Below are 12,536 nucleotides of genomic sequence, written 5' to 3'. Positions count from 1 at the left end.
GGCGGGCAGCGGGTATCAGTCGTACAGCAGCGTGTCGGCGCCGGCCCAGTGGACGGGCGGGGCCGGCGGGTCGCACAGGGACAGCGGGTCGGCGCCCGCGTCGACGGTGCGCCGCAACCGGTCGGAGCCCCACAGCAGGTCGATGAAGTGACGGTGGCCGGTCCGGTCCGCGCCGCCGTCGACGGTGTGCCAGGCGAAGTCGTCCGGGTACAGCCGCCGCAGCACGGCGAGCATCGCGACGGCGGTGCGTACGGGAGCGAACGCCTCGCGGTCGGTGAGGTGGAGCTGGACCCCGCGCAGCGGCCGTCCGGCGTGTTTGTGGAAGGTCGGTACGTACCGCAGATCACGGAAGTGCACTCCGGGCAGGGCGAGTTCGGCGAGCGAGGGCGCGAACCGCGCGTCGATGTACGGGGCCCCGACGGTCTCGAAGGGCTGCGTGGTGCCCCGGCCCTCGGAGAGGTTCGTGCCCTCGAACAGGCAGGTGCCGGGGTAGACGGCGGCGGTGGCGGGCGTCGGGATGTTCGGTGAGGGCGCGACCCACGGCAGGCCGGTGGCCCCCGCGTCCATGGGGCGCCGCCAGCCGGTCATCTCGATCACCGTCAAGCCGGCGCGGTCTCCGGCCACTTCGGGAACGATCGAGGCGTTGAGATGCCGGGCGAGTTCGCCGCAGGTCAGGCCGTGCCGGACGGGTATCGGGGCGCGCCCGACGAAGCTGGCCCAGGCCTCCTCCAGCAGCGGGCCCTCGCTGACCAGCCCGCCGAGCGGGTTCGGCCGGTCGGCGACCACGAACCGTACGCCCGTGCGGGCCGCCGAGAGCATCAGGTCGAACATGGTGCCCACGTAGGTGTAGAACCTGGCCCCGACATCCTGCAGGTCGTACACCAGGGCGTCGACGCCGCTGTCGCGCAGCAGGGCGTCCAGGCGCGCGCCGCTGCAGCGGTAGGTGTCGTGGACCGGCAGGCCGGTGGCGGGGTCGGTCCGGGCGGCCTCACTCGCGCCGGCCTGAGCGGTCCCGTGCAGCCCGTGCTCGGGCCCGAACAGGGCGACCAGCCGCGCGCCGGCCTCCAGCAGCGCGGGCGCGGCGGGGCGCAGGTCGGGCAGGACGCCGGTGTGGTTGGTGACCAGCCCGAGCCGGCCGGGGCCGGCGAGTGCGGGCGACGCGTGCAGTCGTGCGATCCCGGTCGTCACCGCGACGCGGTCGTCCGTGCTCATCCTGGGGCCCCGTCTGCCGGTGACATCTCGAAGCGGTTGTCCGAAATTTACTGGCATGTCCGGGAATTTAGCAATGAACCACTCACAGGGGGTGCCGCGGGCTCACTCCGGTACGGCCAGCTGTGCCGTCTCCCCCGGTCCGACCGGTACGACCCGGTCGCGCAGGCAGATGTCGATGAGTGAGCGGTCGGAGGACGGTACGGCGATCTCCAGCAGGCCGCTGCGCAGGCGCAGATGGACGCCCCAGTGGCCGTGGTAGCGGATGGAGAAGCCGTAGGAGGAGAGTTCCGGCAGCGGGACCGGGTCGAGGTACAGGGCGCCGCTGCGGGTCTCCAGGCCGGTCAGTCCCCGCTGGACGAGGTCGAGGGTGCCGGCCATGGCGCCCAGGTGGATGCCCTCGCCGGTGGTGCCGCCCTGCAGGTCGGCGATGTCGCCGCGCAGCGCCTCCTGGACGAAGGCCCAGGCACCGGCGCGGCGGCAGCGGGCCAGCACCCAGCCGTGGACCAGGCCGCTGAGCGTGGAACCGTGGCTGGTGCGGTGCAGGTAGTGGTCGACGGTCGCGGTCCAGGTTCCTTCGTCGAGGCGGTAGCCCAGCCGGCCGAAGAGCGAACCGAGTTCGGCCGCCGAGAAGAGGTAGCCGAGCATCAGGACGTCGGCCTGTTTGGACGCCTTGTACCGGTTGACGGTGTCGCCCTCCGCCTCCAGGATCCGGTCCAGGCGCCGGATGTCGTCGTACCGCTTGCGGTAGCCGTGCCAGTCCAGCTCGGCGAGGTCGCCGTAGCCCTCGAACTGGCTGATCACCCCGTCGTGGAAGGGCACGTGCAGGGTGCGGGAGATCTCCTCCCAGCGGGCGGGCTCGTCCTGGTCGAGTCCGGCGTTCTCGGCGAGTTCGCGGCGGCGCGGCTCGGGCAGGGCGTCGAGCAGCTCCAGGGCGCGGGCGAGCACCCAGGCGGCGGTGACATTGGTGTACGCGTTGTCGTCCAGGCCCGGTGCGGCGGCGCCCGGGTAGGCGTCGTGGTACTCGTCGGGGCCGACCACGCCCCGGATGCGGTACCGGCCGATGCGGTCGTCGTAGCCGGCCGAGTCCGCCCAGAAGCGGGCGATGTGCAGCAGCATCTCGGCGCCCTCGCCGTGCAGGAAGTCGATGTCGCCGGTCGCCTCGCAGTACTGCCAGATGTTGTAGGCCACCGCCGAGCCGACGTGGTGCTGCAGCCGGCTGTGGTCCGGCAGCCAGCGGCCGGAGCGGGGGTTGAGGTGGAGCTGCTGGGTCTCCTCGCGGCCGTCGCTGCCGCTCTGCCACGGGTAGAGCGCGCCGCGCCGGCCGAGGTCCCGGGCCGCCTGGCAGGCGGCGTCCAGCCGGCGGTGCCGGTAGTGGAGCAGGGCGCGGGAGACCTCGGGCAGGTGCAGGTTGAGGTAGGGCAGGACGAAGAGTTCGTCCCAGAAGACATGACCGCGGTAGGACTCGCCGTGCAGTCCGCGCGCGGGGACGCCGACGTCGAGGTCGGCGGTGTGCGGCGAGAGGGTCTGCAGCACATGGAACAGGTGCAGGCGCAGGATGCTGCCCGCCTCGCCGGGGACCTCGAGCGTGGTGCGCCGCCACAGCTGCTCCCACGCCGCGGCGTGCGCCTCCTGCAGCGCGTCGAATCCGGGGGCGGCGCCGACGCGGTCGACGGCCGCCTGCAGCGGATCGCCGATGGCCGGGTCGTGGGAGGTGTGCAGCGCGACGGTCTTGTCGACCGTGACGGTACGGCCGGGCGCCAGGCGCAGCCGCACGTGCTGGACGGCGCGCTCGGGTTCGGGCACCAGCATCACCGGCGCGTCGGCGGTCAGCCGGGCAGCGAGACCGAACTCGATGCGGGAGGTACGGGTGTGGCAGCGCAGCCATACGGTGTCGTGGGCGGCGATGCCGGTCTGCACATGGACGAGGTGCCGGCCGTCCAGGTCCCGGTAGCGGGCCACGCCGGAGTTGGTGACCCGTCCGTCGAGCGCGGCCTCGACCTCCAGCTCCAGGTCGCCGCCCTCGACGGTGAACTCGGTGCGCAGTGCGGCGAGATGGGGGTCGGCGAGGTGGACGAGCCGCAGTTGGCGCACCTGGAGCGTGGCCCCGCCGTCCAGGCCGTAGCCGGTGCGGCGTTCCAGCAGGCCGGGGTCGAGATGGAGCATCTGGTGGTGCTCGGTGACGGGGGCGGTGTCCGGGGTGAGCCAGGCGCCGCCCGCCGGACGGAAGCGCAGCGGCAGCCAGTTGGGGAGGTTGACCATGTCCTCGTTGTCGACCCGGCGCCCGGCGACCTCGGAGGTGAGCCGGTTGTAGCAGCCGGCCGCATAGGTGCCCGGGTAGTGGATGTCGTCGGCGGTGCACTCGGGCAGCGCCCCGCGGGTGGCGACATAGCCGTTGCCCAGGGTGCACAGGGACTCCCGCAGGCGTTCCTCCTCGGGGCGGTAACCGTCGTACTCCCAGGTCGGTCCCGGCACCGTCACCCCTCGGCGAGCAGGCCGGCGAGGATCCGGTCGGGGGTCAGGGGCAGATGGCGGAAGCGGATGCCGGTGGCGTGGTGGACGGCGTTGCCGATGGCGGCGGCGGTGCCGACGATGCCGATCTCGCCGATGCCCTTGCTGCCCATGGGGTTGAGGTGCGGGTCGTCCTCGTCGATCCAGTCGGCCTCGATGTCGGGGACGTCGGCGTGCGCGGGCACGTGGTAGGAGGCGAGGTCGGCCTCGGTGAAGTCGCCGAATGCCCGGTCCGTCGTGCTGCCCTCGGTGAGGGCCATGCCCAGGCCCATGATCATGCCCCCGGTGAACTGGGACCGCGCGGTACGGGCGTTGAGGATCCGCCCCGCGGCGAAGATCCCCAGCAGCCGCCGTACCCGGGTCTCGCCGGTGACGGTGTCGACGGCGACCTCGGCGAAGTGGGCGCCGAAGGCGTGCCGGGCGTAGGGGCTGTCGGCGTCGGCCCGCCCGGCGGTGTCGGCACGGGTCTCCACGCCGTCGGCGGGCAGCGGCCCGGTGTGCGCGCCGAGCCGGGACCCGAGCTCGGCGCACGCCTCGTGCACGGCCCAGCCCCAGGAGGCGGTGCCCATGGAGCCGCCTGCGAGCCAGGCGGACGGCAGGTCGCTGTGCCCGATCTCGGTGCGGACCCGGTCGAGGGGCACGCCGAGGGCATCGGCGGCGATCTGGGCGAGGACGGTACGGGCGCCGGTGCCGATGTCGGTCGCGTTGATCCGGACCGTGAAGGTGCCGTCGGGCAGGGCCCGGGCGGTCGCGGTGGCCGGGACGGCGGCGGCCGGGTAGGTGGCCGCGGCCACTCCGGTGCCGATGAGCAGCGGGCCCTCGCGGCGGACACCCGGCCGTGGATCGCGCTCGGCCCAGCCGAAGCGGCGGGCGCCCTCGCGCAGGCACTCCACGAGGTGCCGGCTGCTGAACGGCTTGCCGCTGCCGGGCTCGCGCTCGGGTTCGTTGCGCGCCCGCAGCTCCACCGGGTCCATGCCGAGCGCGTCGGCGAGTTCGTCCATGGCCGATTCCAGGGCGTACATGCCGGGGGCCTCGCCGGGTGCGCGCATCCAGGAGGGGCTGGGCACGTCGAGCGGGACCACCCGGTGGGTGCTGAGCAGCGCCGGGGCGTCGTACATGACGCGGGCGGGCACCGCGGCCTGCTCGACGAACTCCGTCACGCGGGAGGTGTGGGTGGTCGTCTCGTGCAGCACGGCGGTGAGCCGGCCGTCCGTGTGCGCGCCGAGGCGCAGCCGCTGCACGGTGGGGGCGCGGTGGCCGACGGTGGTGGGCAGGTACCGGCGGGGGTAGGCGAGGGTGACGGGGCGGCCGGTGTGCCGGGCGGCCAGCGCGGCGAGGACGACGTCGGGGCGCGGGGTGCCCTTGGAGCCGAAGCCGCCGCCGACGTGCTCGCAGACCACGGTGACCCGGTCCTCGGGCAGCTCGAACAGCTGGGCGAGCACGGACCGCACGGTCGTACCGCCCTGGCTGGAGGTGTACACGGTGAGCCGGTCCCCGTCCCAGTGAGCGGTGCTGGTGTGCGGCTCCATGGGGTGGTTGTGCAGCGGCGGCACCCGGTAGACGGTGTCGACGCGGACCTCGGCGGCGGCGAAGGCGGCCTTCGGATCGCCGTGCTCGACACGGCCGGGGTAGCCGGCGTTGGCCTCCTCGGGCTCGTAGGCGTCCGGGTGAGCGGGGTCCAGGCCGACGTCGTGGGGTTCGGCCGCGCAGGTGACGCGGACGGCCCGGGCGGCGGCGCGGGCCGCCTCCAGGGTCTCGGCGACGGTCAGGGCCACGCACCAGCCCCGGTGCGGCACGTGCGGGCCCTGCAGGACGGCGAGCGTGGCGTCCTCGGGCTCGGCGAGCCGGGGCGCGTCGAAGGGGGTGAGGACGGCGAGGACACCGGGCAGGGCGAGGGCGGCCGAGGTGTCGACGGCGGTGACCCGGCCGCGCGCGACCGGAGCGGGCACGGGCCAGGCGTGGGCACGGCCGGGCAGCGGGTACTCGGCGGCGTAACGGGCGGCGCCGGTGACCTTCTGCCGTCCTTCCCGGCGCTCGACGTCGGCGCCCAGGCTGGGTGCGGTCATGGGATCCTCCTGCTGTGGCCGCTCAGACCGCCGCGGGTGCCGGGGCGAGACGGTTCAGGACGTCCAGGGCGAGGTTGTGGGCGAGGGACACCTTGTAGGCGTTGTCCCGCAGCGGCTCGGCGTGCGCGAGTTCCAGGTCCACGGCGCCTTCGAAGGCGGCGGGCGTGGCGGGGGCGCCCAGCAGGGCCAGCTCGGTGTGCCGGGCCCGCCAGGGCCGGTGGGCGAGCCCCCCGAAGGCGATGCCCACCTGGTCCACGACGCCGTCGGCGACCCGCAGCACGACGGCCACGGAGGCGAGCGCGAAGGCGTACGACGCCCGGTCGCGGGCCTTGCGGTAGGCGGACGGGATGCCGGCGGTCGCGGCCGGGAGCAGCACGCCGGTGATCAGTTCGCCGGGGCGGATCCAGGTGTCCCGCTCGGGATGCCCGCCCGGCAGCCGGTGGAACTCGGCCGCCGGGAGGCGCCGGGTGCCCTCGGTGCCGTACAGCTCCACCCGGGCGTCGAGGGCGGCGAGGGCGACGGCCATGTCGGACGGGTGGGTGGCGATGCAGTGCGGGGAGTGGCCGAGGACCGCGTGGTCGCGGTGGACGCCGTCGAGGGCGCCGCAGCCGCTGCCCGGCTCGCGTTTGTTGCAGGGTTTGTCCAGGTCCTGGAAGTAGGGGCAGCGGGTGCGCTGCAGCAGGTTGCCGCCGGTGGTGGCGGCGTTGCGCAGTTGCCCGGAGGCGCCCGCCAGGAGCGCCTGGGACAGCGCCGGCCAGCGGTCGCGGACGCGCGGGTCGGCGGCCAGGTCGCTGTTGCGGACGGTGGCGCCGACGCGCAGCGAACCGTCGGGCAGCTCCTCGATCGTGTCCAGCGGCAGCCGGCCCACGTCGATGAGGACGGCGGGGCGCTCCACGCCGAGTTTCATCAGGTCGACCAGGTTGGTGCCGCCGGCCAGGTAGCGGGCGCCGGGGTGGGCGGCGTACGCCTCGACGGCTTCCTGGACGCTGCGGGGCCTGAGGTATCCGAAGCCGTTCACCGGATCACGTCCTCGACCGCCTCGACGATGCGCGGATAGGCGCCGCACCGGCACAGGTTGCCGCTCAGGCGCTCGCGGATCTCGGACCGGTCCAGCGGGACGGGCCGGCCGGAGGGAGCCGCGGGGTCGGTGACGTGGGAGGGGTGGCCGGCCGCGGCCTCGGCGATCATTCCCAGGGCGGAGCAGATCTGCCCCGGCGTGCAGTAGCCGCACTGGAAGGCGTCGCGGTCGAGGAAGGCCCGCTGCAGCGGGTGCGGCTCCTCGCCGTCCCCGCCGAGGCCCTCCACGGTGGTGATCTCGCTGCCGTCGAGGGAGACCGCGAGCAGCAGGCAGCTGTTGAGGCGGCGGCCGTCGACCAGCACGGTGCAGGCACCGCACTGGCCGTGGTCGCAGCCCTTCTTCGACCCGGTGAGGCCGAGATCCTCCCGGAGCAGGTCGAGCACGGTTCGCCGGTGGTCGATGTGCAGGGTGTGGGGCTTCCCGTTGACCCGGAGAGTGATCTCCGAGTCCGGAGCCAGTTCGTTTGCGCTGGTCATGGCAGGGATGGCCTTCCGGACGGGCCCTGGTGCCGTGCAGACCGCGTATCCACGCGACGACACCTCACACGTCCGGAAGGTGACCCGCTCACACCGACGGCACCTCGGCGAACTGCGTCCGGTACAGCTCCGCGTACCGCCCCTCGGCAGCCAAAAGCGTCTCGTGCGTGCCCCGCTCCACGATCCGGCCGGACTCCACGACCAGGATCTGGTCGGCGGCCCGCACCGTGGACAGCCGGTGGGCGATGACCACGGCCGTACGCCCCTCCAGGGCCTCGGTGAGTGCCTCCTGGACGGCCGCCTCGGAGGTGTTGTCCAGATGGGCGGTGGCCTCGTCCAGGATCACCACGCGCTGCCGGGCCAGCAGCAGCCGGGCGATGGTCATCCGCTGGCGTTCGCCGCCGGAGAGCCGGTAGCCGCGCTCGCCGACCACCGTGTCCAGTCCGTCGGGCAGGGACCGTACGACCTCGGCGAGCCGCGCCCGGCCGAGCGCGTCCCACAGCTCCTCCTCCGTGGCGTCCGGCCGGGCCAGCAGCAGGTTGGCGCGGACGGTGTCGTGGAAGAGGTGACCGTCCTGGGTGACCATGCCCAGCGTGCCGCGCAGGGACGCCGCCGTCAGGTCGCGGACGTCCTTCCCGCCGATACGGACGGCGCCCGCGTCCACGTCGTACAGGCGCGGCAGCAACTGGGCGATGGTGGACTTGCCGGCGCCGGAGGAGCCGACGAGGGCGACGGTCTCGCCGGGTTCCGCCCGGAAGGAGATGCCGTGCAGGACCTCGGCGCCGCCGCGGGTGTCGAGGGCGGCGACCTCCTCCAGGGAGGCCAGGGAGACCTGGTCGGCGGACGGGTAGGCGAAGCGGACGTCGTCGAACTCGACGGCGACCGGGCCCTCGGGGACCGCCACGGCGTCCGGCTTCTCCTCGATGAGCGGCTTCAGGTCCAGCACCTCGAAGACCCGCTCGAAGCTGACGAGCGCGCTCATCACCTCGACCCGGGCTCCGGCGAGCGCGGTGAGCGGGGCGTACAGGCGGGTGAGCAGGAGAGCCAGGGCGACGACCGCCCCCGCCTGCAGGGTGCCGTGCAGCGCGAACCAGCCGCCGAGGCCGTAGACCAGGGCCAGCGCGAGGGCGGAGACCAGGGTGAGGGAGGTGATGAACACCGACTGGGCCGTGGCCGTGCGCACCCCGATGTCCCGCACCCGCGCGGCGCGGGCCGCGAACTCCGCCGACTCCTCCTCGGGGCGGCCGAACAGCTTGACCAGGGTGGCGCCGGGTGCGGAGAAACGCTCGGTCATCCGGGTGCCCATGGCCGCGTTCAGCGCCGCGGCCTCCCGCTGCATACGCGCCATCCGGGTGCCCATGCGGCGGGCGGGCAGCACGAACACCGGCAGCAGCGCCAGTGCGAGCAGGGTGATCTGCCAGGACAGGGTCAGCATCACCGCGAGGGTGAGCAGCAGGGTGACCAGGTTGCTCACGACGCCCGACAGGGTGTTGGCGAACGCCCGCTGGGCGCCGATCACGTCGTTGTTGAGACGGCTGACCAGCGCTCCCGTACGTGTCCGTGTGAAGAACGCCACGGGCATGCGCTGCACATGATCGAACACAGCCGTTCTGAGGTCGAGGATGAGCCCCTCCCCGAGCGTCGCCGACAGGCGGCGCCCGAGGATGCCGAGCCCCGCCTCCGCGAGCGCGACGAGCGCGATGAGCAGGGAGAGCCGGACGACCGTGCCGGAGTCGTGCCCCGCCACGATCGCGTCGACGACGCGGCCGGCGAGCACGGGGGTGGCCACGGCGAGCAGGGCCGTCACCACCCCGAGCAGCACGAAGCGGACGATGCCCGCGCGGTGCGGGCGGGCGAAGGCGGCGATACGGCGCAGCGTGGCGCGGGCGAACGGACGGCGTTCCGACTGCGCGTTCATCACGCTGTGCAGCTGCGTCCAGGCGGTGGTCTCCATGCTCATGGAAGAGAACGTAGAACCTCGACCTTCGTTGAGGTCAATGTTCCTGCCTTTTCACCCCCCGTTGGGGCGGCGCGGAGAACCTCTGCGGATATGACTGCCGTCCCGCTTCCCCCGCTGCCCCGGGGACGACTCCCCCGTCGCGTCCCCGTCCGCCGGGTGCTGTGCCTGGTGCCGCTCGCGCTCGTCGCCGTGGTCGCCGTACGGAACCGCGCCCTGCTCGTCGAGAGCTTCGGCCAGCTGCGCACCGCCTCCTGGCCGTGGCTGCTCGCGGCGGCCGGCGCCACCTGTCTGACCTGGGTGGCCGCCGCGGTGACCCGCCAGGGTGCGGTGCTGCAGCCGCTGCCGAAGGGGCGGCTGCTGGCCACCCAGTTCGCGGCGGCCTCGGCCAACCACCTGCTGCCCACCGGGCTGGGGGCGGGCGCGGTGAACCTGCGCTTCATGACCGTGTGCGGGGTGCCGCTCGCCCGCTCCTCGGCCGCGCTCGCCCTGTACCTGCTGGCCGAGTCCGTGGGCCGGCTCGGTCTGCTGTCCGTGCTCCTCCTGGTCTTCCCCGGCGCGCTGCGGCTCGGCCCCCTGCTGCCGGACGGTTCGGCCCTGCCGCTGCTGCTGGGCGCGGCCGCCCTGTCGGCGGTGGCGGCGGCCGTGACGGCCCTCGTACGACCGCTGCGCACGCGCGTGTACGCCTTCGTGCGGGACGCCCTCGGTGAGGCGCGGTCGGTGCACACCCGGCCGGCCCGCGCGCTGGCCCTGTGGGGCGGCTCGCTGGCCTTCCCCGCCCTGCAGGCGGCCGGCCTCGCCGCGGTCGGGCAGGCGCTGCGGCTTCCGGTGCCGCCCGCCCACATGGCGCTCGCCTATCTCGCGGCGACCGTCGCGGTGGCGCTGGTGCCGACTCCGGGCGGCCTGGGGTCGGTCGAGGCGGCGCTGATCGTGGCGCTGGTCGCGGTGGGCGGCCCGGCCGCGGTGGCCACGGCGGTGGTCCTGGCCTACCGCGTCATCACCGTGTGGCTGCCGCTGCTGCCGGGGGCGTTGACGCTGGGGGCGCTGGTCCGGCTGAAGGTCATCTGAGGCAGAGTGGCCTTCCGAGCCGCACGAAGGAGGGTCTGCCATGCCGGTCCGCGTGGAGCGCAACGAGCACGTCACCACGGTCGTCCTGTCCCGGCCGGAGGCCCGCAACGCGGTGGACGGCCCCACAGCCGCCGAACTCGCCGCCGCCTTCCGGGACTTCGAGTCCGATGACGACGCCCGGGTGGCGGTGCTGTGGGGTGAGGGCGGCACGTTCTGCGCGGGCGCGGACCTGAAGGCGATCGGCACGGAGCGCGGCAACCGGGTGGCGGAGGACGGCGACGGTCCGATGGGGCCGACCCGGATGCGGCTGTCGAAGCCGGTGATCGCGGCCGTCGCCGGACACGCGGTCGCGGGCGGCCTCGAACTGGCCCTGTGGTGCGATCTGCGGGTCGCGGAGGAGGACGCCGTGTTCGGGGTGTACTGCCGGCGCTGGGGCGTGCCGCTGATCGACGGCGGCACGGTACGGCTGCCCCGGCTGATCGGAGCCGGCCGGGCCATGGACATGATCCTCACCGGCCGGCCGGTACCGGCCCGCGAGGCGTACGGGATGGGGCTGGCCAACCGCGTGGTTCCGACGGGCCGCGCCCGCGCCGAGGCGGAGGCGCTGGCCGCACACATCGCCCGTTTCCCCCAGGCCTGCCTGCGCAGCGACCGCGCGTCGGTCCTGGACCAGCAGGGGCTGGACGAGGAGACGGCGTTGCGCGGTGAACTCCGCCACGGCCTGGGCGCCCTGCCGCAGAGCACGGAGGGCGCCGCCCGCTTCACCTCGGGCGCGGGCCGGCACGGCTCGTTCACGGACATGTGACCACGGGCGTGACCACGGACATGTGACCACGGGCATGTGACCACGGACGGCGAGAGCTCGCGCGCGTGCCGCGCGACGCTCACCGGGCTGTCCGGGCGTGCTGATCGGTCCCTTCCCTGTCGGCTGAGCAGTGGCCGTCGTGGCCTCCGCCCCGGACGCCGGCCGCGCCCACCGACCGCCCGACTCGCTCGGCCGTGAGGACGGTCCCGCCGGCTCCGGTGGCCGTACGGCCGGCACGGCGCCGGGCAGGGCGAGCGCTGCCGGACGGTCAGCCGGTGCTCACGCGGACCTCGCCGCCCTCCGGGTCGACGCGGTCGTGCCAGTGTGCGGTGAGGGTCAGGGTGCGGTTCGGCAGCGCGGCTCCGTGTCCCGGCCGCTCGTGGTGCAGGAGACGGCCGTCCTGGTGGATCCGCAGGACCGGGCGCGGCAGCAGGGTCCCGGTGCGCAGAACGTAGTGGGCGGGGCGCTCGTCCGGGGTGATGCGGTTCGGGGCGATCCAGCGCAGCGGCGCCTCGACGGCGAGCGGCACTCCGGGGCCGGGCCAGGAGGCGCCCGCGAGGAAGTCCAGGACCGCACCGGCGGCCCTGGCCCCCTCACCGGCCGCCGTACCGGCGCGCTCGACGGCGTGCAGCAGGTTGCCGGCGGCGAAGACCCCGGTCCGCGAGGTGCGCAGGGCGCCGTCGACGGCGGGGCCGCGGGTGCCGGGGTCCAGGGCGAGGGCGCCGCGGCGGGCGAGTTCGTGGTCGGGGACGAAGTCGCCGGTGAACACGACGGTGTCACAGGGCAGTACGGCCGTACGGCCGTCGCGGTGCCGGACACGGACGCCGGACAGGCGGCCGTGGCCGAGGAGTTCGGCGACCGTGGTCTCCGTCAGCAGCGGGATGCCGTGCCGCAGCCGGGCCGTCCGGGCGCGGGCCCGGCCGGTCTGGGCCCGCTCGTGTTCCGTGACCAGGGCGACGACCTCGGCCCCGGCGGCGCGCACGGTGCCGGCCGCCGCGTACGAGACGTCCTCGGCGCCGACGACGACCGCGCGGGTGCCGATGCGCTGTCCGAACAGATGGACCGCCTGCTGGAGTTCACCGGTGGTGTAGACGCCGGCGGGGCGGGTGCCGGGCACCAGCCGGGCACTGCGCGGGCGTTCCCGGGCCCCGGTGGCCAGGACGACGGCCCGCGCCTCGATCGTCTCCGGTCCGCCGGGGCCGACGGCGTGGAGGACCGGGACGCCACCGGGGCCGGCGGGAGCCGCACTCGCCCGCACCGGCCGGGCGGTCTCTCCGGGCGCGGACGACGTGGCCGTGGGGGGGGCCGGGGCGCCCCGCCCCGGCGCCGGCGGCCCCCGGGCCGGGGGGGGCCGCGGCACGGCCCC

Annotated in this window: 9 protein-coding genes; 2 read left to right on the top strand and 7 right to left on the bottom strand. The window is 74.7% G+C overall.

The genetic code is table 11. From position 1 onward, the window contains the following. Positions 1-15: 15 nt before the first annotated feature. The 6 genes from ABZ624_RS38085 to ABZ624_RS38060 form a co-directional block, all read right to left on the bottom strand. Complete coding sequence (locus tag ABZ624_RS38085) at positions 16-1,212, bottom strand: DUF1343 domain-containing protein (protein ID WP_360099385.1); 1,197 nt, start codon at positions 1,210-1,212, stop codon at positions 16-18. Between the two features lie 102 nt (positions 1,213-1,314). Next, positions 1,315-3,684, bottom strand: a complete 2,370-nt coding sequence (locus ABZ624_RS38080; RefSeq protein ID WP_360099383.1) for a glycosyl hydrolase family 65 protein — start codon at positions 3,682-3,684, stop codon at positions 1,315-1,317. Positions 3,685-3,686: 2 nt separating this feature from the next. Further along, positions 3,687-5,786 carry a xanthine dehydrogenase family protein molybdopterin-binding subunit gene (locus ABZ624_RS38075; RefSeq protein WP_360099381.1) on the bottom strand — a complete coding sequence of 700 codons (2,100 nt, stop codon included), beginning with the start codon at positions 5,784-5,786 and terminating at the stop codon, positions 3,687-3,689. 22 nt (positions 5,787-5,808) lie between these two features. Beyond that, positions 5,809-6,804 (bottom strand): xanthine dehydrogenase family protein subunit M, encoded by a 996-nt coding sequence (locus tag ABZ624_RS38070; protein ID WP_360099379.1) that lies wholly within the window; start codon positions 6,802-6,804, stop codon positions 5,809-5,811. Further along, positions 6,801-7,340, bottom strand: a complete 540-nt coding sequence (locus tag ABZ624_RS38065) for a 2Fe-2S iron-sulfur cluster-binding protein (RefSeq protein WP_360099377.1) — start codon at positions 7,338-7,340, stop codon at positions 6,801-6,803. Before ABZ624_RS38065 ends, ABZ624_RS38070 begins: the two co-directional genes overlap by 4 nt. 88 nt (positions 7,341-7,428) lie before the next feature. Beyond that, on the bottom strand, positions 7,429-9,294 hold the full coding sequence (locus ABZ624_RS38060; protein ID WP_360099418.1) for an ABC transporter ATP-binding protein: 1,866 nt from the start codon (positions 9,292-9,294) through the stop codon (positions 7,429-7,431). A gap of 96 nt (positions 9,295-9,390) precedes the next feature. Between ABZ624_RS38060 and ABZ624_RS38055 the strand changes: the two genes are divergently transcribed. Both ABZ624_RS38055 and ABZ624_RS38050 read left to right on the top strand, forming a co-directional pair. After that, positions 9,391-10,365 (top strand): lysylphosphatidylglycerol synthase transmembrane domain-containing protein, encoded by a 975-nt coding sequence (locus ABZ624_RS38055; protein ID WP_360099375.1) that lies wholly within the window; start codon positions 9,391-9,393, stop codon positions 10,363-10,365. Positions 10,366-10,405: 40 nt separating this feature from the next. Next, positions 10,406-11,170 (top strand): crotonase/enoyl-CoA hydratase family protein, encoded by a 765-nt coding sequence (locus ABZ624_RS38050; protein WP_360099373.1) that lies wholly within the window; start codon positions 10,406-10,408, stop codon positions 11,168-11,170. A 268-nt stretch (positions 11,171-11,438) separates the two neighbouring features. On the opposite strand, the gene ABZ624_RS38045 is transcribed toward ABZ624_RS38050, so the two are convergent. Further along, on the bottom strand, positions 11,439-12,530 hold the full coding sequence (locus ABZ624_RS38045; protein ID WP_360099416.1) for an FAD-dependent oxidoreductase: 1,092 nt from the start codon (positions 12,528-12,530) through the stop codon (positions 11,439-11,441). Positions 12,531-12,536: the final 6 nt, after the last annotated feature.

Origin of the sequence: Streptomyces sp. NPDC007205 (assembly GCF_040634095.1) — a bacterium.
In the GTDB taxonomy this organism is placed as follows: domain Bacteria; phylum Actinomycetota; class Actinomycetes; order Streptomycetales; family Streptomycetaceae; genus Streptomyces.
This window is presented reverse-complemented; position numbering and strand designations above follow the sequence as displayed.